Consider the following 23935-nt stretch of genomic DNA (forward strand, 5'->3'; position numbering starts at 1 on the left):
GCGCATTCAGCATGAATGCCGGTGCCCCAGAGGGACACCGGCATTCACGATGCGAACCGCACTCTCATTCGGGTTGATCAGGCCGCATCCGCGGTCCGGATCACGCTTCCGGGTCGAGCACGAAGTTGTAGGTCACTTCGGCGATGCCGTCGGCGTTGGGCTGCGGGTCCAGAATGAGCTCGGGCTTGACGGCCGTTGCGACATCGTCCTCGACCCACTCGCCGCCCTGGAAGTACAGCTGGGTGGTGATGGCGCGCTTGCCGGGGGCCTTCACCATCAGGTGCAGGTGGGCGGGACGCCACGGGTGCCCGCCGTAGGACTTGATGAACCAGCCGGTCGGGCCGTCGGACGGGATCTGGTAGGGAGCCGGCTTGAGCGTGGTGATCTCGAAGTTGCCGTTCTCGTCCACCTCGACGGTGCCGCGCAGGTTCCACTCGGGGATGCCGGGGGCGAACTGCGAGTAGTAGCCCTCTTCGTCCGCGTGCCACAGCTCGACGGTGGCGCCGGGCAGACCGTTGCCCTCGAGGTCGGTGACCTGGCCCTTGAAGATCAGCGGCGGTGCGACCTTGTCCTTCTCGCGCATCGGCATCGTGCACTTCGACGGGAGCTTGGGGCTGTCCGGGACGTAGTAGGGGCCTTCGATGGAGCCCTTGGTGCCGGTGAAGCCCTTGCGGTTGTAGTGCACCTTCTCGATCTCGTGCTCGAGGAAGACGTCCAGCCACAACGGCCACTCGCCGTACTCGCCCACGTCGATGAGCCACTGCTTGAGCACGCGGTACTCGTCGTAGGTCACCTGGTGCTTGTCGACGATGCCGGCGAGCGCTTCGAGCAGGTCTTTGTAGATCGCCGACGCGCGCTCGACCGAGGTATCGGACGTGACCCGCTCGGACTTGAACTTGTCGGTCGCAGCATTGCCGGACCCGTGAGCGGTGGGGTTCTCCATGGTGGTCATGGCTCTCCTCGTGAAGGGCTGAACTATCGGAAAGTGCGGGGCCGGTGCGACACGGGGGCTGCGGTGATCACCGGTCGGTACGCTGTGCGTACTTGTGTATCGCAGTGCGTACACCACATACTGTGCGTGGTGTCACACGGCTTGTCAACACCGGATCGGGCACCATAGGCGAGTGCGCAGGTAGGAGGCGGGATGTCGAGCATCGACCTAGGTAATGGTCCTAGCAGCGAACGGGACTTCATCCAGAGCATCGAACGCGGTTTTGCGGTATTGCACGCTTTCGACGACGAGGACCCCAATCCCTCACTCGCCGAACTCGCAGCCAAGACCGAGCTGTCTCGACCGGCAGTTCGACGCATCCTGCTGACACTGCAGAGGCTCGGCTACGTCACCTCACGCGGGACACGATGGTCGCTCACCCCGCGCGTGCTCAGCATCGGTCAGCACTACACCGCGTCCCATACCCTCGTGGACTCGGCGCTCCCCAAACTCGTCGAGATCGCGGAATACGCCAACGAATCGGCGTCGCTCGGCGTGCTCGACGGCACCGAGGTGGTCTACGCGGCGCGCGTTCCGGTCCGCAGGATCATGAGCATCAACGTGTCCGTGGGCACCCGCGTCCCCGCCTACGCCACCTCGATGGGCCGGGCACTCCTGGCCTGGTCACCGCGCGAACAGGTGGATCACGTACTCGACCGGACACACTTCGAGCGACTCACGAGCGCGACGATCGACAACCCGGCCGACCTGCGCGCCGAGCTCGCCCAGGTACGCAGTCGGGGATACGCGATCACCGCCGCAGAACTCGAAGAAGGGCTCATCACGATCGCCGCACCCGTCTTCGACCCCACGGGCCACGCGGTCGGAGTGCTCGCATGTTCGACGTCGACCGGCCGGCACACTCTCGACTCGTTCCGCGATCTCACTGCGAAACGGGTGGTGGACTGCGCAGAGCGGCTCAGCAGCGAACTCGGCTACCGCCACCACTGAGAGCGGCCCACCTCATCCACGCAAGGTCGCCGACGGCGCGACCCCGTACTTGCGCTTGTAGGCCGCCGCGAACCGGCCGGTATGGGTGATGCCCCATTTGAGCGCCACATCGGTGACCGACAGTTCTGCCGCGTCACCCACCGCGAGTTCCTCGTGGATGCGCTCGAGGCGCAGGTCGAGCAGATAGTCCCGCGGACACACCCCGAGATACTCACGGAATCCCTCCTGTAGGCGCCGCACGCTGACACCGGCCACCTCCGCCATCTCGGCGGTGGTCCACGCCGAGGCGGGATCCTCGTGCAGCCGATCGAGGACGCGCTTGATGATGCGCGGACGCGCACCTCCGGTCGGATCCGCATCCTCCGGCATGACCGCGAGGATGAACGAGGTGGTCAGAGCGCCCGACAGTTGCTCCGCGACAAGCGGATTCCGCCACAGTGATTCGTCCGCTTTGAGCTGTTCCACAATCGAACGCAACAGCGTCATCCAACTCTCCCCCGCCGGGGTCGTCAGATCCACCCGGCTCGGAAGCTGCAGATCGGGACGGGCGAGGATGCGCGACATCTCGCGCTGCAGATAGTCGCGCTCGAGCTTGATCCCGACGATCTCGCAGTCGTTCGTCCACTTCTGCTCCGGAGCTGCGATGTCGGGACGGAAGACGGCGGCGTGACCGACCTCCGACACCACGCCGTTTCCGGCGGCGATCCGACCGGAGAGCGGAATGTTCACCGCGTACGCCCCGGGATGCTCGCTTCGGATCGACACCGCCGCTCCCCAGCCGATGCGCGCGAGACGGATCGGCCCGAGCGGCAGCGTGCGGAGCCGGAGCGAGGGCGCGACGTCGTCGAGCGGCGTCAGGTCGTGCTCGAAATAGGCATTCGAAACGACCTCTTCCACCTCTTCCCATTCGACCGGCCCCGGAGTCGGCTCCATTGCCATCGGCCCCTCACCTTCGTTTCCAGCTCGTCGTCGGCGTCCCGACCTGCGCATCCGTGTGATTCGAGCGCGTGCGATCCAGTGTGATGCGGAACACAGCCCCAGGCAAACAGGGCCCTTCGGCCCACTCGTCGCGCTAGGTGGATAGTGACCGCGCTCACCGGATCGCACAAGCTTCTCGACGTCCATATGGTCTGTGTCACATCGAATCGAAGTCCATCACCACGCACCGGACAGGAGGACGCAGACATGGATCAGCGCACACTCCGCAACATCTTCGGACAGTTCGCGAGCGGCGTCACCGTCATCACCTGCGCGAACAGCGACGGAGAGCCCCACGGCGCGACCGTCACCGCCTTCACCGCCGTCTCGCTCGAGCCCCGCCTGTGCCAGGTCACCCTGACCCGCACGTCCAAGGCCTGCCGGTTCCTGTCCGACGCGCCGTTCGCGGTCAACATCCTCGCCGCAAACCAGCTCGACACCGCACTGCACTTCGCGGGACGCCCCCAGTCGCCCGAGCCGGTCTGGGAGCAGGGCCCCACCGCCCCGATCCTCGCCGGCACCGCCGCGACACTGTCGTGCACGCCCTGGCGCGAATACGACGGCGGCGACCACATCATCTACATCGGCGAGATCGTCGACGCCACCTTCGACGAGACGGTCGACCCGCTCCTGTTCTACCGCAGCACTTTCCACGATCTCGGTGCGCCGAGCACGTCGACTGCGTGGAACGGCTGCCTGGACGACCCGCACAGCGGCTGGTTCGACTCCCAGACCCGTTTCGTGCCGTTCCACGCACTCGCCACCCACGCCTGAAACTTCACTCCCACCGGACAAGGAGACATTCCATGACCACCACCGAGCCCCGGCCCACCGACACCCTCGACCGTTCGAAGGTGAACGTCGCCGCTGACTCCCCGGCCAACAAGCAGCAGAACTTCGCATCGAAGCCCATGACGGGCGACGAGTACATCGCCTCCATCGACGATGGCCGCGAGATCTACCTGCACGGTGAGCGCGTCAAGGACTTCACCAACCATCCGGCCTTCCGCAACTCGATCCGGATGACCGCGCGTCTCTACGACGCCCTGCACACCGGCGAGCACGTCAACACCCTCACCACCCCGACCGACACCGGCAACGGCGGCGTGACCATGCCGTTCTTCCGGACCCCGAAGTCCGCGGACGACCTGCGGGCCGACCGCGACGCCATCGCCACCTGGGCGCGACTGACCTACGGCTGGATGGGCCGCAGCCCCGACTACAAGGCGTCCTTCCTCGGCACGCTCGGCGCGAACGACGAGTTCTACTCGCCCTTCCAGGACAACGCGAAGCGCTGGTACCGCGAATCGCAGGAGAAGGTCCTGTACTGGAACCATGCGATCATCAACCCGCCGGTCGACCGCCAGCTGCCGCCGGACCAGGTCGGCGACGTGTTCATGAAGGTCGAGAAGGAGACCGACGCCGGCCTCATCGTCTCCGGCGCCAAGGTCGTCGCGACCGGCTCGGCCATCACGAACTACAACTTCATCGCCCACTACGGTCTGCCGATCAAGAAGAAGGAATTCGCGCTGATCTGCACGGTGCCAATGGACGCACCCGGCATCAAGCTCATCTCGCGCGCCTCCTACTCGCAGAACGCGAACATCGTCGGCTCGCCGTTCGACTACCCGCTGTCGTCGCGGATGGACGAGAACGACGCGATCTTCATCTTCGACAAGGTACTCGTGCCCTGGGAGAACGTCTTCATGTACGGGGACGTCGAGAAGATCAACAACTTCCTCGGTGGTTCCGGCTTCCTCCAGCGCTTCACCCTCCAGGGCTGCACGCGACTCGCGGTCAAGCTCGACTTCATCGCCGGTCTGCTCATGAAGGCCCTCGACGCCACCGGCGCCGGTGGATTCCGGGGCGTGCAGACCCGTGTCGGTGAGGTCATCGGCTGGCGCAACCTGTTCTGGTCGCTCACCGACTCCATGGTGAACAACCCGGAGCCGTGGATCGACGGCACCGTAATCCCCAAGCTCGAATACGGCCTCACCTACCGCATGTTCGCGATGCAGGGCTACCCGCGCATCAAGGAGATCATCGAGCAGGACGTCGCCTCGGGCCTGATCTACCTGCCCTCCTCCGCCGCCGACTTCAAGAACCCGGACGTGCGTCCTTACCTCGACAAGTATGTCCGCGGCTCCGACGGCATCCAGGCGGTCGACCGCGTGAAGGTCATGAAGGCACTGTGGGATTCGATCGGCTCCGAGTTCGGTGGCCGCCACGAACTGTACGAACGGAACTATGCCGGCAACCACGAGAACGTCAAGGCCGAGCTGCTGTTCGCGGCCGAGAGCCGTGGCGACGTCGCCTCCATGAAGGGCTTCGCGGAGCAGTTCATGAGCGAATACGACCTCGACGGCTGGACCGTGCCCGACCTGATCGGCAACGCCGACGTCAGCGCGTTCTACAAGTAGAAACCCGCACTCCGCGCGCGGGCGGATGATCTCCGTTCCCCTGCCCGCCCGCGCGCGGCCCCAAACATCCACCCACCGCGAAGGAGCGTCCGAGATGACCACGACCGCTTCGAACTCCGTGTCCCATCCCCCTGCACCGGAATTCGACGCAGTGGTCCTCGGACGCTCCTTCGCCTCCCAGCGGGTCTCGGCCCGGTTGCGCGACGAACTACGGCTGGCGGTCCACGAGATCGGCACCGCGAGCGCCGTCCGCTACGACGACATCGACCATCGGTGGGAGATCCTCATCGGCGGCACCGTCGTCGGCCGAGCGAAGTTCGTCGTCGACGGACACGGCGGTCTCACACTGCAGGGCCGAGACGGCGCCGCGCTCGAGCGCGATGCCCTGACGGTGCACGGATTCCCGAACCTGTTCCGCCCCATCGTCGGTACGCGCACGGACCCCGTCGGGTACACGGTGTCCTGCATCGAGTACATGCGCAGCAACGGCCTGGACTACGTCGAGCGGCGGCTGCGGACGCCGGTCGCGGACGACGACTTCCCCGAGTTGTCGTTCGATCGGCCCACCCCGATCCTCTGGTTCGGTTGAGCAGTTCGGGGAGGACGCACGCAGGCGGGTGACGACCACGTGGTCGTCACCCGCCTGCGTGCGTCCGTGTCCGCATGCGCTCAACCCCTCAGGACCTCCGTGGGGGTGACGCCGTACCGCTTCCGGAAGGCGGCGGCGAAACGTCCCGGATGGCTGAAACCCCACCGAAAAGCTACATCTGCCACCGTTGTTCCCCCGGCAGCGAGATCCGCGTGGGCGCGATCGAGCCGGATGTCGCGCAGGCACGCGGACGGACTGCTGCCCACGTACTCGGAGAATGCCTCCTGCAACCTGCGCACACTCGTCCCGGCGATCTCCGCCATGTCGGCTGCCGTCCAGACGCGACCCGGATCCTCCTGCAGAGCGTTCAACACCCGCCGAACCATGCCCGGGCGGGGTGCCGGTGACACTTCGTCGACCGGCGCGACCGCCAGGACGAACGCCGCGGTGACCGCACCGCCGAGCTGGGCCGACACGAGAGGATTCGTGAGCAGCCGGGTCGGCCCGGCGAGCTGCTCGCTCAGCGATGCCACGAGACGGTGCCATTCCTGCGCCGAGCCGCGCAGATCGAGGCGGTCCGGGAGTTCGAGGCGCGACCGCAACGGACCACCGAGAATGCGGTCCGCTTCGCGTTCGAGATGATCTCGATCGAACTTGATTCCGAGGACCGAACATTCGGCACCCCACCTCGTGATGAGCGACGGGGTGTCCGCGCGGAAGACCGTCGCCGAGCCGGGTTCGGAGACGACAGTGCCCGAGCGCCCCTGCGATTCGAGCCGCCCGCTCAGCGGAATGTTCACCTCGTAGGCACCGGGATAGTCGCATTCGATCGCGACCTCCGCTCCCCAGCTCATCCGGCCGATCGTGACGCTTCCGAGATCGACCGAGACCAGTTCGAGCTCAGGACGATCCACCTTTCCGAGGTCCGTCAGCCGGTGCGGGAAGTACACGTCCGCCACGACGCGCGAGGCGTCGTCCCAGTCCTCGATCTCGGGCACACTCACGCCTTCGAGACTAACCGCTTCCGAGACCTGGATCACATAGTCGCGTGATTCGTCCAGGGACCGCGCAATGTGCATCGACCGGCCGGTCGGCGGACTCGTATGGTCCTGGCCACGTCAACAAAGGTCCGGCCGTCGCCGGACGGCTCCCGACCCGGAGGTACATCGATGACCAGCACCCTTTCGTGGCTCGACGAGATCACCATGGAAGAACTCGAGCGCAATCCGTACCCGGTCTACGAACGCTTGCGCGCCGAAGCTCCGATCGCCTTCGTGCCCGTCCTCGGCGCCTACGTGGCGTCCACGACCGAGGCGTGTCGTGCGGTCGCGGCCGGCGACGACTTCGACGGCATCATCACCCCCGCCGGTGGCCGCACCTTCGGTCATCCCGCGATCATCGGCGTCAACGGTGACATCCACCGCGACCTGCGGTCGATGGTCGAACCCGCCCTCCAGCCCGCCGAAGTGGACCGCTGGATCGAAGATCTCGTCCGCCCGATCGCACGACGCTACGTCGAGGCGTTCGAAGCCGACGGCAGGGCCGATCTCGTGGCCCAGTTCTGCGAGCCCGTGAGCGTGCGGTCGCTCGGGGACCTGCTCGGACTGAAGGATGTCAGTTCGGACAAACTGCGCGAATGGTTCCACAAGTTGTCGGATTCGTTCACCAACGCAGCGATGGACGAGGACGGAAACTTCCTGAGCCAGGAACGTTTCGACGAGGGCGACCGCGCCAAGGACGAGATCCGCTCCGTCGTCGATCCGCTGATCGACCACTGGATCGAGCATCCCGACGACAGCGCCATCTCGCACTGGCTGCACGACGGGATGCCCGAGGGACAGACGCGGGATCGCGACTACATCTACCCGACGCTGTACGTCTTCCTCCTCGGTGCCATGCAGGAACCGGGACATGCCATGAGTTCCACCCTGGCAGGCCTGTTCACCCGCCCCGAACAGTTCGAAGCCGTGGTGGACGAACCGGGACTCATCCCCCGCGCGATCGCCGAAGGGATGCGCTGGACCTCCCCGATCTGGTCCGGCACCGCACGTATCGCCAAGCGCGACACCGTCGTGTCGGGAATCGAGATCAGCGAGGGTTCGGTGGTGATGCTGTCCTACGGGTCGGCGAACCACGACATCGACGTGTTCGACGCCCCCAGCCGCTACGACCTGACCCGCCCGCCACTCCCCCACCTCGCCTTCGGTGCCGGCAAGCATGCCTGCGCGGGAATCTACTTCGCGAACAACGTGAGCCGCATCGGTCTCGAAGAACTGCTCGAGACCATCCCCAATCTCGAGCGGGACACCTCCGAGGACGTCGAATTCTGGGGTTGGGGTTTCCGCGGCCCGAAGACCCTGCACGCCCGGTGGGAGATCTGACCATGCCGTACACACTGACCGCGGGCACCGGTGTCGTTCCCTGCGAACCCGGCCGGACGGTGCTGGAAGCGTTCCTGCGCAACGGCAACTGGATGCCCAACTCCTGCAACCAGGGCACCTGCGGCACCTGCAAGATCAAGGTCCTCGACGGCGAACTCGATCATCGGAACTCGCCGGAGGAGACGCTCACCGCCGACGAACTCGCGGCCGGATTCGTCCTCGCATGCCAGGCCACCCCTCGCGGCGACGTCGTCTTCGAGACCCCCGCAACGGAGGAATCCGCCGGCACGCATGTGCTGCGCGACGTCGTCGCCACGGTCGCCGAGGTGCGCGACATCGCTGCCGACACGCGCAAAGTGTTGCTCACCGCCGACGAACCACTCGAGTTCTCGGCCGGGCAGTACGTGGAGGTGACGGTTCCCGGAACCGAGATCCGACGGCAGTACTCGCTCGCGAATCCGCCCTCCGAGGCCAAGCAGCTCGAACTGCACATCCGCCGGCAACCCGGTGGAGTCGCGAGCGAATGGGTCTTCGAGCGCATCGAGGTGGGTGAACGCGTGGCCGTCACCGGTCCGTACGGCGACTTCACCTTCGATCCGGACGGCACCGGCCCGATCGCCCTGCTCGGCGGTGGGACGGGCCTCGCCCCTCTCGAGGCCATCGTCCGGCAGGCGCTCTCCCTCGTCCCCGACCGGCAGATCCTGCTCTACCACGGGGTCCGTACCTGCGCGGACCTGTACGACGTCGACTTCCTCCGCGAACTGGAGACCCGCCATCCCGGCTTCCGCTACATCACCTGCGTGAGCAGGGAGAGCGGCGGAGACCACGAGGGCTACGTCACCGACGCCTTCCTCGAGGACGTCGCGTCCGCGAAGGAGTTCACCGGTTACATCTGCGGATCGGAGGCGTTCGTCGAGGCATCGGTGAAGGCGTTCAAACGTCGCCGCATGTCGCCGCGGCGCATCCGGCGTGAAAGGTTCACCCCGGCCGGCTGAATACCCTCACCCCGTACCGCTCGTGCGCCCGCGCTGCTCCGGCACCGCGATGCGCTCGAGCGGTACGGCCGTGTCGAAGGGTCTTTCCGCCTCCCGGCCCCGAGGGCCTTTCGACCCCCCCACCCAGGGGTCCTAGGTATCCCTAGGCATTTGCCTGGTGTGACCGTAGCCACAGGCTGTCATCGTGGAGATATCGCCGGACACATCGCGTCGAGCCGGACCGGAAACCCGGTCACCACGAATCTTCAGTACAGGCTCGGCCGCGTCGGACACCGCCCCGTCCGTCCCGGGAACGAAGCCGATACCTGGAGGATCCCATGACCGACATCGTGGAGCACGTGCGCACTCGCCTCGACGGCGCACTCGTCGAAGACCCGAGCACCGGGCGGTACCAGATCCGCCGCGACGTCTTCACCGACGAGGAGATCTTCGAACTCGAGATGAAGCACATCTTCGAGGGCAACTGGGTGTACCTCGCCCACGAGAGCCAGGTCCCGAACGTCGGTGACTACTTCACCACGTACATCGGCCGCCAGCCCGTCGTCATCAGCCGCGACAAGGAAGGCGAGCTGCACTGCCTGATCAACGCGTGCAGCCACCGCGGTGCGATGCTGTGCCGTCGCAAGACCGACAACCGCACCACCTTCACGTGCCCGTTCCACGGCTGGACGTTCCGCAACAACGGAAAGCTGCTGAAGGTCAAGGATCCCCGCGACGCCGGCTACCCCGAGCAGTTCAACACCGACGGCAGCCACGACCTGCGGAAGGTTGCTCGTTTCGAGAGCTACCGCGGTTTCCTGTTCGGCAGCCTGAATCCCGACGTCAAGTCGCTCGAGGATCACCTCGGCGACACCACGAAGATGATCGACATGCTGGTCGACCAGTCGCCCGAGGGCCTCGAGGTGCTGCGCGGTTCGTCCACCTATACCTACGACGGCAACTGGAAGCTGCAGGCGGAGAACGGCGCCGACGGCTACCACGTCTCGGCCACCCACTGGAACTACGCGGCGACCACCGCGCGTCGCACCGCCGGTGAGTCCAGCAACGAGACCAAGGCGATGGACGCCGGCACCTGGGGCAAGCAGGGCGGCGGCTACTACTCGTTCGACCACGGTCATCTGCTGCTGTGGATGTGGTGGGGCAACCCCGAGGACCGTCCGCTGTACCCGCGCAAGGACGAGCTGGCGAAGGAGTTCGGCGAGAAGAAGGCCGAGTTCATGGTCGGGGCGTCGCGCAACCTGTGCCTGTACCCGAACGTGTACATCATGGACCAGTTCTCTTCGCAGATCCGGCACTTCCGTCCGATCTCCGTGGACAAGACCGAGGTGACGATCTACTGCATCGCGCCGAAGGGTGAGAGCCCCGAGTCCCGCGCCAACCGGATCCGTCAGTACGAGGACTTCTTCAACGCGACCGGCATGGCCACCCCGGACGATCTCGAGGAGTTCCGCTCCTGCCAGAAGACCTACCTCGCGACCGCCGCACCCTGGAACGACATGAGCCGTGGCGCGACCCACATCCTCAACGGACCCGACGAGGTCGCGAAGGATCTCGGGATGACGAAGGTGCTGTCGAGCGGTGTCAAGACCGAGGACGAAGGCCTGTACCCGATCCAGCACGGCTACTGGCTCGAAACGATGCGCGAGGCCATCGCCGCCGAGAGCTCCGCCGCCGACCCGTCCGCGCTCTGAGAGGACCCGGAATCATGACTGCTGTACGCGAATTCACGCAGACCGACATCGAACAGTTCCTCTACCGCGAGGCCCGGTTGCTCGACGACCGCGAGTTCGAGCAGTGGCTCGAGTGCTACCACCCCGACGCCGAGTACTGGATGCCGGCCTGGGACGACGCCGGTGCTCTCACCGAGAACCCGCAGACCGAGATCTCGCTGATCTACTACCCGAACCGTGGTGGCCTCGAGGACCGGGTGTTCCGCATCCGGACCGACCGTTCGTCGGCGACCTCGTTGCCCGAACCCCGCACGGGACACAACATCACGAACGTCGAGATCCTCGAGCGTCGTGGCACCGAGATCGACCTGCGGCACAACTGGTTCTCGTTGTACTTCCGCTACAACACCACCGACACCTACTTCGGGACCACCTTCCTCACCCTCGACGTCTCGGGCGCACAGCCGGTGATCAAGAAGAAGAAGATCGTCCTGAAGAACGACTACATCCACCACATCGTCGACGTCTACGTCGTCTAGTTCCACCCCGATCACGAAAGGAGGCACGTGCCATGGCTTACCAGGTGGCATTGAGCTTCGAGGACGGGGTCACCCGCTTCATCAAGGTCAACCCGAACGAGACCGTCGCCGACGCCTCGTACAAGGCACGCATCAACATTCCGCTCGACTGCCGTGACGGTGCGTGCGGAACCTGCAAGGCCTTCTGCGAATCGGGCAGCTACGACGGCGGCGACTACATCGAGGACGCTCTCACCGACGAAGAGGCCGAGCAGGGTTACTGCCTGCCGTGCCAGATGATGCCGGAATCCGATTTGGTGGTGCAGATCGCGAGCACCTCCGATGTCGCGAAGACCGCGGCTGCGTCGTACACCGCGACCATCACGGATCTGCGCCGCTTCTCCGAGAGCGTCGTCGGGTTCACCGTCGAGATCGACAACCGCGACGATCTGGTGTTCCTGCCCGGGCAGTACGTCAACATCGGCGTGCCCGGCAGCGACGACGGCACCGGCAAGCCCGCGACCCGCTCGTACTCGTTCAGCACCGGTCCGAACGAGAATTCGCTCGCGTTCCTGGTGAAGATCACCGAGGGCGGTCTGATGTCCGAGTACCTGCGCGACCGCGCGCAGGTCGGCGACACCCTCGAGTTCACCGGCCCGTTCGGCAGTTTCTTCCTGCGCGAGCGCAAGCGCCCGTCGCTGCTGCTCGCCGGCGGCACCGGCCTGGCGCCGCTGCTGTCGATCCTGTCGAAGATCGAGGCCGACGGCTCCGACCATCCGGTGCACCTGATCTATGGCGTCACCTTCGATCACGACCTCGTCGAACTCGACAAGCTCGAGGAGTACACGAAGAAGCTTCCGAACTTCACGTTCGACTATTGCGTGGCCGACGAGTCGTCGTCCGCTCCCAACAAGGGATACGTGACGGGCCTGTTCGAGCCGTCGCATCTCAACGACGGCGATGTCGACATCTACCTGTGCGGTCCGCCGCCGATGGTGGAGGCAGTTCGTAACCACCTGTCGGACAACGGCATCAATCCGACGAACTTCTACTTCGAGAAGTTCAACACGTCCGCGACCCCGGGCGGGGCAACCGCCCCGGTGGCGACGGACGCGGAGAAGGCCGCTGCCGAGAAGGCTGCCGCCGAGACCGGCCGTCCGGTGGTGCTCGAGAACCCCGAGCCCGGCAACTACGAAATCGGTGAGGAGCATCCGCCCGTCGCCGAGTCCGACGAACAGTTCGATGCCCGTATGGCTCTCGAACTCGGCGTCGTCGAACTGACGATCGGCCGGCTCACCCCCGAGCAACTCGTCGAGTTCCGCATCCTGGCCGAGGCGTCCGGCGCCTCGGTGGAGGGTGATCACTTCACCGACGCCGCGGCGTTCACCGACACCAACGCGGCCTTCCACGAGTTCCTCTTCCGTTGCTGCACCAACCCGGTCCTGCTCGAGGCCTACAACAAGCTCGAGGTGACCCGGCTGATGAAGCAGGTTCTGCGCGACGCGCAGTGGGTCGAGGAGCACATCGTCGACGAGCACATGAAGATCGTCGAGGCGTTCGAGAAGGGCGACAAGGCCGCCGCGCGCGACCTGATCGTCGTCCACTCGCAGCACGCCAAGGAGACGATGCGCCGCGCCATCGCCAGCGGCGCCCCGGCAGGTGCCTCTTCATGACCGAGACGAAGATCTTCCCGGGCCGGTTCGACGGCCGGTGCCTGACGATCACCGGCGCCGCGCAGGGCATCGGTCTCACGGTGGCGACCCGCATCGCCGCCGAGGGCGGTGAGGTCGTGCTCGTCGACCGCGCGGACCTCGTCCACGAGGTGGCCGAGCAGCTGCGCGAGGCCGGCGGCAAGGCGCATTCGGTGACGGCGGATCTCGAGACCTTCGAGGGCGCGGAGGAGGCGATCTCCCACGCCGTCCGCACCACCGGCCGCATCGATGTGCTGATCAACGTCGTCGGCGGCACGATCTGGGCCAAGCCGTACGAGCACTATGCGCCGGAGGAGATCGAGAAGGAGATCCGGCGGTCGCTGTTCCCCACCCTGTGGACGTGCCGCGCCGCCGCTCCCCATCTGATCGAGCGACGCGCCGGCACGATCGTGAACGTCTCGTCGGTCGCGACCCGCGGCGTCAACCGCGTGCCGTATTCGGCGGCGAAGGGTGGGGTCAACGCGATCACCGCGTCGTTGGCTCTCGAACTCGCCCCCTACGGGGTCCGCGTGGTGGCGACCGCACCGGGTGGCACCGTCGCTCCCGAGCGGCGGATCGCGCGCGGTCCGTCGCCGCAGTCCGAGCAGGAGAAGGCCTGGTACCAGCAGATCGTGGACCAGACCGTCGATTCCTCCCTGCTCAAGCGGTACGGCACGCTCGACGAGCAGGCCGCCGCGATCTGTTTCCTGGCCTCCGAGGAGGCCTCCTACATCACCGGCACGGTTCTCCCCGTCGCCGGAGGCGATCTGGGCTGACCGCCCCTCGCTCGGCCTCACCGGAGGCGCCAGTCCCTCCGGTGAGGCCACTTTTCTCCCCGAATCAGCTTGTGACTCCCCTCACAGACCGGAGCAGCTCATGACCCATGCCACGCAGACCTGGGCCAGTCCACAACATCGGCGCAGCGTCGTCTGGATCGTCGCGCTCGCCACCCTCGCGATCATCTTCGACGGCTACGACCTCGTCGTGTACGGCACCGTCCTTCCCACCCTGATGGCCGATCCGACCCAGCTCGGGGAGATCTCCGCCCAGCAGGGTGGTGCCCTCGGCTCCTACGCCCTCATCGGCGTCATGGTCGGTGCACTGCTGACCGGAGCGTTCGGTGACCGCGTCGGCCGGCGCAAGATGATGTTGATCAACATCGTCTGGTTCTCCGTCGGCATGGGTGCGGCGGCCTTCTCCACGAGCATCACGATGTTCGGCGCGCTCCGCTTCTTCACCGGCATCGGCGTCGGCGGTCTCGTCGCCACCGCCGGAGCCGTGGTCGCCGAGTTCGCTCCGCCCGGCAAGCGCAACCTGTTCAACGCCATCGTCTACAGCGGTGTCCCCGCCGGCGGTGTGATGGCTTCGCTGCTCGCGATCCTGCTGCGCGACGCCATCGGCTGGCGCGGACTGTTCCTCATCGGCGCGTTGCCCCTCGTCATCCTGCTTCCACTGGCACTGATGAAGCTTCCCGAGTCGCCGGCCTGGCTGCAGTCGCGGGGACGCTCCGACGAGGCGCAGCAGGTGTGCGAGAAGTTCGGTTTCCCGCTGCCGTCCGCAGCACCTGTCGCCTCCACCGAGAAGATCGGTTTCGCGGCACTCGCGACCCGCAAGTACGCCCTCGGTACGGGACTGCTCGGCATGATGAGCTTCGCCGGTCTGCTGCTCACCTACGGCCTCAACACCTGGCTGCCGAAGATCATGGCCGACGCCGGCTACAACGCCAACGGCTCGCTCGCCTTCCTGCTCGTCCTCAACGGCGGCGCCATCATCGGCGGCCTGCTCGCGTCGAAGGTCGCCGACGGCCGCGGACCGCAGTCCGTCATCGTCACCACCTTCTTCCTCGCGGCCGTCGCCCTGGTGCTGCTGACCCTCGGTTTCCCGCTGCCGGTGCTGCTCACCGCCGTCGCGATCGCCGGTACCGGCACGATCGGCACCCAGGTGCTCATCTACGGGTTCGTGTCCAACTACTACGACACCCCGGCTCGCGCCGCAGGTGTCGCATGGTGCGCCGGCTTCGGTCGCCTGGGCGGCATCGTCGGCCCGGTCATCGGCGGTCTGCTCATCGGTGCAGGCTTCGCGAACAACGTGAACTTCTACATCTTCGCAGGTATCGCACTCGCCGGCGGTCTGGTCACCTGGTTCGTGCCCCGTCCGGCCGGCACCGTCTCGCCGGTCCGCAGTTCCGACCGCCCCGCGCCGACTACCGTGGATGTGTGACGGACAACAGTGTGCTGATCGGCCGGAACTCCGAGTTGATGCAACTCGAACGCCTCCTCGACGAAGCCCGCGCGGGTGTTCCCTCGCTGGTCCTCGTCGAGGGGGCATCCGGCGTCGGAAAATCCTCCCTCGTCTCGTATTTCGTCGCTCGCCACGACGACCTCGTCGTCCACGACGCCACCGGGGCACGCTGGGAGGCCGACCATCCCTGGTCCGTGCTCGAACAGCTGCTCGGTGAGACCGTCACGGCCGGCGACCCGGTGGAGGCGGCACGCACGCTCCTCGACCGGATCGACGACGTGACGGTGATCGTCGTCGACGACGCGCACTACGCGGATGTCGAGTCGCTGCAGTCGCTGTCGTCGTCGCTGAGGCGAGCGCACGGACGTCCCCTGCTCATGATCTGGATCGTGCCCGACGTGCTTCCCGACGACGTCGCTCCGGCGACCGCAGACCTCCTCTCGAACAGCCACCGTGTGGACACCCTCCACGTCGGCGCTTTGGCGCCACCGGATGTCGCGCAACTCGCGCTGCATCGCATCGGCGTCGATCTGTCCGCGTGGACGGCACGTCGCCTGCAGGAACACACTCTCGGTAACGCCCGCTCGATCCTGCAGCTCCTCGACGAGATCCCCCGCGACGAATGGCACCGCTGGCAGGCACGTTTCCCTGCACCGAGACAACATGCGGGGAAGGTGAGTCGCATCCTCGCCCGATGCTCACCGGACACGCGCGCCCTCGTCGAAGCGGTCGCCGTCCTGGACACCGCCGCGACGCGGGGAGCCACCGAATCGCTCGCGCTCGTCGCCGAACTCGCCGAGGTCGGTGATACGACCGGACCGCTCGACGAGGCCCACCGGCTCGGCTTGCTCACGATGCGTGAGCAACGGGGCGTGGTGTCGCTGTCGTTCCCCGATCCCATGACCCGCGCCGCCGTGGCCGACGAGATCGGCCCGGCGCGCTGGCACAGCCTGCACGAGCGCGCCGCTTCGCTCGTCGACGACGAGGGCGCCCGGTTGTTCCACCTGGTGTCCGCGACACCGACCGGCAACGAGGAACTCGCCGCCGACCTCGACGCCTACGCCCGACAGTGCGCCGCCGACGGCGCCTGGTCCCAGGCGGCCGAAGCGCTCATCACCGCGAGCCGCATCACTCTCGACCGAGAATTGCGGACCCGCAGGATGATCCGCGGTGTCGACGCGCTGACCGGTGCGGCGGATCTGCCCCAGGCACAGACGTTCGTCCCCGAGATCGAAAGTGTGCCGAGCGGGCCGATGCGCAACGCCGTACTGGGCTATCTCGCCATCCAAAGGGGGCGAGCCGCGGAAGCGCATCACCTGCTCAGCGAAGCGTGGTCGATGCTCGACGATCCGAATTCCGAACCCGAACTCGCCGCGACGATCTCCCAGCGTATGGTGCTGCACTCGCTGGCGAGGCTGCGCGGCGACGATCTCGTCCTGTGGGCCGATCGCGCGGCGGACACCCTTCCCGAGACGGCTCCGCCCGTCGTCGAGTCGCGGGCCATCCGCGGACTCGGACTGGCGATGACCGGTCGCGTCGATGACGCCGTAGAATCGTATTCTGCTCTGTCCGAAGGTATTCGGCTCGGGGCACAGAGTCAGCGCATCCGCATGGCGGAGGGGTGGCTCGCGTTGGTGCTCGACCGGCCCGATCTCGCACGGACCGAACTCGAGGCGGCCGAACCCACCACCTTCCGCGGCGGGTCACTGCGTATCTCGCTGTGGGCGCAGGCGTGGCTCGCGCGAACACAATTCGCACTCGGTGCGTGGTCCGACGCGCTGCGCACCGTCGACCGCGCGGCGGCGCAACTCGATGCGACTCAACTCGATCTGCTCCGGCCGCTCGTCCACTGGACCGGCGCCCAGGTCCAGGCGCTGCGTGGGAACTGGACCGCCGCACGTGAACACGCCCATCGTGCCCGCGCCGGGAACAACGACTATTCGCTCATGCTCGTACCGGCCTGTCTCTGCCTGGCGCAGTGCGCCGAAGTGGTATCCGACTACACGAGCGTGCTGCGTTATCTGCAACCGATCGTCACCCTGCGCGAGCGGGGAGCGGTCGACGAACCCGGTCACTGGCCGTGGCCGGATCTCTACGGCAACGCACTCGTGATCACCGGGCGCGTGGACGAGGCCGACGAATTCCTGCGGCGGCACGAGGAACTCGCCGCCGAACGCGGTCATCGGTCCGCCAAGGCGCGCCTCGGTTACGTGCGCGGCCGGATCCTCGGTGCCCGCGGCGACATCGACGCCGCCCGCGATGCGTTCGAACGGGCGCTCGACGAGATCGACACGCTGCCACTGCCCTACGACCGTGCGCGCATCAACTTCGCGTACGGCCAGACGATGCGCCGCGCGGGGCGTCGCCGCGACGCCGACGCGGTGATCCGCACCGCCCGCGAACTGTACTCGTCGCTCGGTGCCGTCTCGTACGTCGAACGTTGCGACCGGGAACTCAAGGCCGGTGGTCTTCGCACCGGCAACGGCGAGACCGAGACCCCGCGTTCGGATTTCACGACCCTCACTCCACAGGAACGCGCCGTGGCCACACTCGTCGCCTCGGGCCGCACCAACAAGGAAGTCGCCGGTGAGCTGTTCCTGTCCGTCAAGACCGTGCAGTACCACCTGACCCGCGTGTACTCGAAATTCGGCATCCGCTCGCGCAGCGAGCTCGCCGCGAAGTTCCGACAACAGGATCGAGGTTGACCATTGACCGCCGTGGACGATCGCCCCACCGACGAGACCGATCTGTTCGAACGCCCCGTGCGTCCCGTCGTCGGACCGCGCGGGATACTCCGGGATCTCGGCCCACGATACGCCGCGAACGGCTTGATCGGGCTCATCTTCTCGTGCACCGGACCGGTCGCGGTGATCCTCGCCGCCGGCGCCGCGGGCGGGCTGAGCGCACCGCAGTTGGCGTCGTGGATCTTCGGGGTGTTCGTCCTCAACGGGCTGCTCACCATCGTGATGAGCGTCGCCTACCGGCAACCGCTCGGGTTCTTCTGGACCATCCCCGGCACCGTGCTGGTCGGCGGGTCGCTCACCCATCTGAGCTGGGCGGAGGTGGTCGGCGCGTTCTTCGTGACAGCGGCCCTCGTGACGGTGCTGGGGGCGTCGGGACTGGTACGCCGAGTGATGGAAGCGTTGCCGATGCCCATCGTCATGGCGATGGTCGCGGGAGTGTTCCTGAAGTTCGGCATCGATCTGGTTTCGGCGCTCGGTTCCGACGTCGCCATCGCCGCACCGATGGTGATCGTCTTCCTCCTGCTCAGTTCCGTTGCGGTCCTCGGTAAGTGGATGCCTCCGATCCTCGGCGCTCTGCTCGCCGGGGTGGGCGCGGTCGCGCTGTCGGGCCGGTTCTCACCGTCCGGGACCGACAGCGCGGTCTTCGCCGCACCGGTGTTCACCGCGCCGCAGTTCACGTGGTCGGCGATCCTCGAACTCGTCGTGCCGCTCGCGATCACCGTGCTGGTCGTGCAGAACGGGCAGGGCATCGCGGTGTTGCGCTCGGCCGGGCACAACCCGCCCGTCAACGTCTCGGCGATCGCGTGCGGACTGTGGTCCTTCCCTGCCGCGTGCGTCGGCGCGGTGTCGACCTGTCTGACCGGACCGACCAACGCGCTGCTCGTGTCGTCGGGCGAACGGTCCCGTCAGTACACCGCGGCGATCACGTGCGGGACGCTGGCGATCGTCTTCGGACTGTTCGCACCGCTGTTCGTCCGGTGGATGATCGCCGCACCCGTCTCGTTCGTCGCGACCCTCGGCGGCCTGGCGATGCTCAAAGCGTTGCAGGGCGCCTTCGTGGCCGGGTTCGCGAGCAAGCACACCATGGGTGCGCTCGTCGCGTTCGTGGTCACCGCCTCGAACATCACCGTCTGGAACATCGGCGCGGCGTTCTGGGGGCTCGTCGCGGGTGTGGCCGTGTCGTGGCTGATGGAGCGTCCGGACTTCAGCCGCTGATCCCGACCCCGACGTACTCGGCGAGGTGCTCGCCGGTGAGCGTCGACCGCTGCTCCACCAGTTCGCTGGGGGTGCCCTCGAAGACGATGCGTCCGCCGTCGTGGCCTGCGCCGGGACCGAGGTCGATGATCCAGTCGGCGTGGGCCATCACGGCCTGGTGGTGTTCGATGACGATCACCGACTTGCCGGACTCGACGAGCCGGTCGAGCAGACCGAGCAGCTGTTCGACGTCGGCGAGGTGCAGGCCCGTGGTGGGTTCGTCGAGGATGTAGGTCTCCCCCTTCTCGGCCATCGCGGTGGCGAGCTTGAGACGCTGCCGCTCACCACCCGAGAGCGTGGTCAGGGGCTGGCCGAGCCGCAGATACCCGAGGCCGACGTCGGACAGTCGCTGCAGGATCTTCGACGCCGCCGGGGTGCGCGCCTCACCGTCGGCGAAGTACTCCTGAGCCTGGGCGACGGACATGCCGAGCACCTCGGCGATGTTCTTCCCCGCCAGGGTGTACTCGAGCACCGCGGCCTGGAAGCGCTTGCCCTCGCAGTCCTCGCAGACCGATTCGACGGTGGCCATCACCCCGAGGTCGGTGTAGACGACACCGGCACCGTTGCAGGTCGGGCAGGCGCCCTCGGAGTTGGAACTGAACAGGGCCGGCTTGACACCGTTGGCCTTCGCGAACGCCTTGCGGATGGGTTCGAGCAGACCCGTGTAGGTCGCGGGGTTGCTGCGACGCGAACCCTTGATGGGGCTCTGGTCGATCGTGACCGCGCCGTCGCGGTCGGCCACCGAACCGTGGATCAGCGAACTCTTGCCCGACCCGGCCACGCCGGTCACCACGACGAGCACGCCGAGCGGGATGTCGACGTCGACGTTCTGCAGGTTGTGCGTGTCGGCGCCGCGGACCTCCAGGGCGCCGTTCGGGGTGCGCACCGTCGGTTTCAGCGACGCCCGGTCGTCGAGGTGGCGACCGGTGAGGGTGTCGGCACGCCGCAGTTCGTCGACGGTGCCCTCGAAGACCACCTGTCCGCCCTCGGTGCCGGCGCGCGGGCCGAGATCGACGATGTGGTCGGCAATCGCGATGGCCTCGGGTTTGTGTTCGACGACGAGCACGGTGTTGCCCTTGTCGCGCAGTTGCAGCAGCAGGTTGTTCATCCGCGCGATGTCGTGCGGGTGCATGCCGATCGTCGGTTCGTCGAAGACGTACGTGATATCGGTCAGCGACGATCCGAGATGGCGGATCATCTTGATGCGCTGCGATTCTCCACCGGACAGGGTGCCGGTGGGGCGGTCCAGCGACAGATATCCCAGCCCGATGTCCGCGAAGGAGTCGAGCAGATGACGAAGGTTCTTCAGCAGCGGAGCGACCTGCGGAAGATCCAGTCCGCGCACCCATTCGGCGAGATCGCTGATCTGCATCGCGCACACGTCCGCGATGCTCCTGCCGTCGATCTTCGACGACCGCGCCTCGGGGGCGAGACGCGTCCCTTCACAGTCCGGGCATGTGGAGAAGACGACGGCCTTCTCGACGAACGCACGGATGTGCGGTTGCATCGCGTCGAGATCCTTGGCCAGGAACGACTTCTGGATCTTCGGGATCAAACCCTCGAAGGTGACGTTGACGCCCTCGACCTTGACCTTGGTGGGTTCCTTGTAGAGCAGGTCGTGGAGTTGCCGCTTGGTGAACTTCGCGATCGGCTTGTCGGGATCGAAGAAGCCGCACCCGCGGTAGATCCGGCCGTACCAGCCGTCCATGCTGTAACCGGGGATCTTCAGGGCACCCTCGTTGAGCGAGAGACCGTCGTCGTAGAGCACGGTCAGGTCGAAATCGGAGACCGACCCCTTGCCCTCACATCGCGGGCACATGCCCCCGAGCCGGTTGAAGGTCACCTTCTCGGCCTGGGTCTTCCCCGCGCCCCTGTCCACCGTCACCGCACCGCTGGCCCGCACCGACGGCACGTTGAACGAGTAGGCGTTGGGCGGACCGATGTGCGGCTCCGCAACCCGGCTGAACAGGATGCGGAGCATCGCATTGGCATCGGTGGCGGTGCCCACCGTCGAGCGCGGATTCGATCCCATCCGTTCCTGGCCGACGATGATCGCCGCGGTGATGCCGTCGAGCACGTCGACGTCCGGGCGGGCCAGGGTCGGCATGAATCCCTGCACGAACGCGCTGTACGTCTCGTTGATCAGACGCTGCGACTCGGCGGCGATCGTGCTGAACACCAGCGAACTCTTGCCCGAGCCGGACACACCGGTGAACACCGTCAACCGCCGCTTGGGGATCTCCACACTGATGTCGCGGAGGTTGTTCACGCGCGCTCCGTGGACCCGGATCGCGTCGTGGTTGTCGGCGACGTGCGCTGCGTGTGCCGGTGTGTCCTTCGTCGAGGTCATGTTCGAAGACTCCAGTGGTCGTATGGATGCGGGCGGAACGGATGCGACGATCGGAGAGTAAGGCCGATCGTGGGATCGGTCAGCGCAATTGCTGGATGCGGACCATGTTGCCCGCGGGGTCGCGGAGGGCGCAGTCGCGGACGCCGTACGGCTGGTCGGTGGGTTCCTGGACGATCTCGGTGTCGCCGGCCTGCAGTTGCTCGAACGCGCCGTCGAGATCCTTCGTCGCCAGGATGATCGACGCGAAGGTGCCCTTGGCCATCATCTCGGCGATGGTGGCGTTCTCCTCCTCCGTGATGCCGGGGTCGGCGTCCGGCGGGTACAACACCAGGGACGTACCGGGAGTGTCGCTGCGGCCGAGGGTGATCCAGCGCTTCCCGGCGTAGCCGACGTCGTTGAGGACCTCGAAGCCGAGGGTGTCGCGGTAGAACGCGAGGGACGCCTCGGGATCGGTGTGCGGAAGGAATGTCTGGTGAATGGTGATGTCCATGCCGATCACGGTATGACCGGCGGACCCGTCCGCGCTTCTCGATTCCTGATCGGTCTGGTGACATTCTTCGCCACGCACGACGGGATGCCGTTCGTCTCCTCGGCCGCCTGCTTGCGGTACACGCTCGGGGGCACGCCGACGAGTTCCGTGAACCGGGTACTGAAGGTGCCGAGCGACGAACAGCCCACCTCGAAGCACACCTCGGTGACGGTGAGGTCGCCGCGTCGCAGCAGCGTCATGGCCCGTTCGATGCGCCGGGTCATGAGATACGAGTAGGGCGACTCGCCGTACGCGAGCCGGAACTGGCGGCTGAGGTGGCCGGCCGACATGTTCACGCCGCGGGCGAGGGCCTCGACGTCGAGGGGCTGGGCGTACTCGCGGTCGATGCGGTCGCGGACGCGTCGCAGCAACGCGAGGTCGCGCAGGCGCTGATCGGTGACGGGTTTACCGGGCACGGGTCCGATCGTGCCACGATGCGCCGCCTCGATCCTGTCGTCGTGCGCTTCCACAGCACACCCGCCCCGTGCGGATCCCGGGACCACAAATCGGACCCGCCGGGACCGGAAAACTGACACTCTGTCGATACCTGCTCGTACGGACGAAAGGTCACCGATGGCTCGTGCGGTTCGCGTCGTCGTTCTCGGATCGGGATCGTGGGGAACCACGATCGCGTCGTTGGCCGCACGCAATACCCCGACGACGTTGTGGGCCCGCAACGACGACATCGCGCGCGAGATCGACACCGAGCACCGCAACCGTCGTTATCTCGGCGAACGTCCGCTACCGCAGAGCCTGCGCGCGACCTCCGATCTCGAAGAAGCCGCGCGCGAGGCCGACGTCCTGGTGGTCGGTGTGCCGTCGCACGCGGTGCGCAAGACACTCGAGCAGGTCGTCGACGAGATCCGCGCGTGGGTCCCGGTCGTCTCGCTCGTGAAGGGTCTCGAACCGGGCACCCGCCTCCGGCCCACCGAGGTGATCGCCGAATGCCTTCCGGGGCACCCCGTCGGGTTGCTCGCGGGTCCGAACATCGCCGGGGAGATCGCCGACGGCATGGCCGCCGCGTCGGTGGTCGCGATGCAGGACGAAGCCGTGAGCGCGGCGCTGCAACCGCTGTTCGCCACGTCGTTGTTCCGCGTCTATCGCAACACCGACGTTCTGGGCTGCGAACTGGGCGGGATCCTCAAGAACATTGTGGCGATCGCGGCCGGCATGGCCGAGGGGCTCAGCGTCGGCGACAACACCCGCGCGATGGTCCTTTCCCGCGGGCTGGCGGAGATGACGCGCCTCGGCGAGGCCATGGGCGCGGATCCGCGGACGTTCGCGGGCCTCACGGGGATGGGCGATCTCATCGCGACGTGCACGAGCCCGTCGTCGCGGAATCGCCGAGTCGGTGAGGCGCTGGCGCGCGGGCTCAGCATCGATGAGGCCGTCGAGGCGCTGGGGCAGGTCGCCGAAGGGGTGAAGACCGCGCCGACGGTCATGGAACTCGCCCGCGAGTACGGGGTGGAGATGCCGATCGCTGCCGAGGTCGCCGCCGTGGTGACCGGGAAGAGCACCCCCACCGACGCCTATCGGGGATTGCGGCGCGTCACTCCCGGCGACGAGAAGGACATCGTCTGACCTTCTCTACAGTTTTCTCGGGAGAATCGTAGAGAGCTGAATACTCACCTGT

General features: G+C 66.7%; 20 protein-coding genes. 14 read left to right on the plus strand and 6 right to left on the minus strand.

From position 1 onward, the window contains the following. Positions 1 to 100: 100 nt before the first annotated feature. On the minus strand, positions 101 to 952 hold the full coding sequence (gene catA / locus C6Y44_RS23465) for a catechol 1,2-dioxygenase (protein WP_016691166.1): 852 nt from the start codon (positions 950 to 952) through the stop codon (positions 101 to 103). A 192-nt stretch (positions 953 to 1144) separates the two neighbouring features. Between catA and C6Y44_RS23470 the strand changes: the two genes are divergently transcribed. Then, positions 1145 to 1942 (plus strand): IclR family transcriptional regulator domain-containing protein, encoded by a 798-nt coding sequence (locus C6Y44_RS23470; RefSeq protein WP_037189706.1) that lies wholly within the window; start codon positions 1145 to 1147, stop codon positions 1940 to 1942. A 12-nt stretch (positions 1943 to 1954) separates the two neighbouring features. Here the strand turns inward: C6Y44_RS23470 and C6Y44_RS23475 are convergent, their stop codons facing one another. Beyond that, positions 1955 to 2875 (minus strand): AraC family transcriptional regulator, encoded by a 921-nt coding sequence (locus tag C6Y44_RS23475; RefSeq protein WP_120280741.1) that lies wholly within the window; start codon positions 2873 to 2875, stop codon positions 1955 to 1957. Between the two features lie 252 nt (positions 2876 to 3127). Between C6Y44_RS23475 and C6Y44_RS23480 the strand changes: the two genes are divergently transcribed. From C6Y44_RS23480 to C6Y44_RS23490, 3 genes are all read left to right on the plus strand, one after another. Beyond that, positions 3128 to 3694, plus strand: coding sequence for a flavin reductase family protein (locus tag C6Y44_RS23480; protein WP_159417267.1), 567 nt, complete (start codon positions 3128 to 3130; stop codon positions 3692 to 3694). A 32-nt stretch (positions 3695 to 3726) separates the two neighbouring features. Further along, positions 3727 to 5340, plus strand: coding sequence for a 4-hydroxyphenylacetate 3-hydroxylase family protein (locus C6Y44_RS23485; RefSeq protein ID WP_159417266.1), 1614 nt, complete (start codon positions 3727 to 3729; stop codon positions 5338 to 5340). A 94-nt stretch (positions 5341 to 5434) separates the two neighbouring features. Next, the gene (locus C6Y44_RS23490; protein ID WP_159417265.1) at positions 5435 to 5929 is read left to right on the plus strand and encodes a hypothetical protein; all 495 of its coding nucleotides are present in this window, start codon (positions 5435 to 5437) and stop codon (positions 5927 to 5929) included. Positions 5930 to 6009: 80 nt separating this feature from the next. Here the strand turns inward: C6Y44_RS23490 and C6Y44_RS23495 are convergent, their stop codons facing one another. Beyond that, positions 6010 to 6933 (minus strand): helix-turn-helix transcriptional regulator, encoded by a 924-nt coding sequence (locus C6Y44_RS23495; protein ID WP_159417264.1) that lies wholly within the window; start codon positions 6931 to 6933, stop codon positions 6010 to 6012. Positions 6934 to 7098: 165 nt separating this feature from the next. On the opposite strand from C6Y44_RS23495, the gene C6Y44_RS23500 reads away from it, so the two are divergent. The 9 genes from C6Y44_RS23500 to C6Y44_RS23540 all read left to right on the plus strand — a co-directional run bounded on the left by C6Y44_RS23500 (position 7099) and on the right by C6Y44_RS23540 (position 19384). Further along, a complete protein-coding gene (locus C6Y44_RS23500) occupies positions 7099 to 8310 on the plus strand; it encodes a cytochrome P450 (protein WP_159417263.1) in 1212 nt (403 codons plus the stop codon). Between the two features lie 2 nt (positions 8311 to 8312). Then, complete coding sequence (locus tag C6Y44_RS23505; RefSeq protein WP_174246969.1) at positions 8313 to 9305, plus strand: 2Fe-2S iron-sulfur cluster-binding protein; 993 nt, start codon at positions 8313 to 8315, stop codon at positions 9303 to 9305. A 317-nt stretch (positions 9306 to 9622) separates the two neighbouring features. Further along, positions 9623 to 10996: a benzoate 1,2-dioxygenase large subunit gene (gene benA, locus C6Y44_RS23510; RefSeq protein ID WP_159417261.1), complete on the plus strand. Its 1374-nt coding sequence runs from the start codon at positions 9623 to 9625 to the stop codon at positions 10994 to 10996. A gap of 14 nt (positions 10997 to 11010) precedes the next feature. After that, on the plus strand, positions 11011 to 11514 hold the full coding sequence (gene benB, locus C6Y44_RS23515) for a benzoate 1,2-dioxygenase small subunit (RefSeq protein WP_159417260.1): 504 nt from the start codon (positions 11011 to 11013) through the stop codon (positions 11512 to 11514). Positions 11515 to 11546: 32 nt separating this feature from the next. Continuing rightward, positions 11547 to 13166 carry a benzoate 1,2-dioxygenase electron transfer component BenC gene (benC, locus tag C6Y44_RS23520; protein WP_016691753.1) on the plus strand — a complete coding sequence of 540 codons (1620 nt, stop codon included), beginning with the start codon at positions 11547 to 11549 and terminating at the stop codon, positions 13164 to 13166. Further along, a complete protein-coding gene (locus C6Y44_RS23525; protein WP_016691752.1) occupies positions 13163 to 13960 on the plus strand; it encodes a 1,6-dihydroxycyclohexa-2,4-diene-1-carboxylate dehydrogenase in 798 nt (265 codons plus the stop codon). The genes benC and C6Y44_RS23525 overlap by 4 nt, the downstream gene beginning before the upstream one ends. Before the next feature lie 100 nt (positions 13961 to 14060). Beyond that, a complete protein-coding gene (locus C6Y44_RS23530; protein ID WP_016691751.1) occupies positions 14061 to 15404 on the plus strand; it encodes an MFS transporter in 1344 nt (447 codons plus the stop codon). Continuing rightward, the gene (locus tag C6Y44_RS23535; protein WP_120280750.1) at positions 15401 to 18130 is read left to right on the plus strand and encodes a helix-turn-helix domain-containing protein; all 2730 of its coding nucleotides are present in this window, start codon (positions 15401 to 15403) and stop codon (positions 18128 to 18130) included. Before C6Y44_RS23530 ends, C6Y44_RS23535 begins: the two co-directional genes overlap by 4 nt. 12 nt (positions 18131 to 18142) lie before the next feature. Then, positions 18143 to 19384 carry a benzoate/H(+) symporter BenE family transporter gene (locus C6Y44_RS23540; protein WP_159419093.1) on the plus strand — a complete coding sequence of 414 codons (1242 nt, stop codon included), beginning with the start codon at positions 18143 to 18145 and terminating at the stop codon, positions 19382 to 19384. On the opposite strand, the gene C6Y44_RS23545 is transcribed toward C6Y44_RS23540, so the two are convergent. The 3 genes from C6Y44_RS23545 to C6Y44_RS23555 form a co-directional block, all read right to left on the minus strand. Next, the gene (locus C6Y44_RS23545; protein ID WP_159417259.1) at positions 19374 to 21773 is read right to left on the minus strand and encodes an ATP-binding cassette domain-containing protein; all 2400 of its coding nucleotides are present in this window, start codon (positions 21771 to 21773) and stop codon (positions 19374 to 19376) included. The two genes, C6Y44_RS23540 and C6Y44_RS23545, sit on opposite strands and share 11 nt — an antisense overlap. Positions 21774 to 21852: 79 nt before the next feature. After that, complete coding sequence (locus C6Y44_RS23550; RefSeq protein ID WP_026061047.1) at positions 21853 to 22263, minus strand: VOC family protein; 411 nt, start codon at positions 22261 to 22263, stop codon at positions 21853 to 21855. A gap of 5 nt (positions 22264 to 22268) precedes the next feature. After that, entirely contained in the window at positions 22269 to 22718 is a 450-nt protein-coding gene (locus tag C6Y44_RS23555) for a helix-turn-helix transcriptional regulator (protein ID WP_026061046.1), read from the minus strand. A 157-nt stretch (positions 22719 to 22875) separates the two neighbouring features. Here C6Y44_RS23555 and C6Y44_RS23560 point away from each other — a divergent pair, with 157 nt between their 5' ends. After that, entirely contained in the window at positions 22876 to 23883 is a 1008-nt protein-coding gene (locus tag C6Y44_RS23560; RefSeq protein WP_016691745.1) for an NAD(P)H-dependent glycerol-3-phosphate dehydrogenase, read from the plus strand. Positions 23884 to 23935 lie beyond the last annotated feature (52 nt).

This window comes from Rhodococcus rhodochrous, assembly GCF_014854695.1.
Classification (GTDB): Bacteria; Actinomycetota; Actinomycetes; order Mycobacteriales; family Mycobacteriaceae; genus Rhodococcus.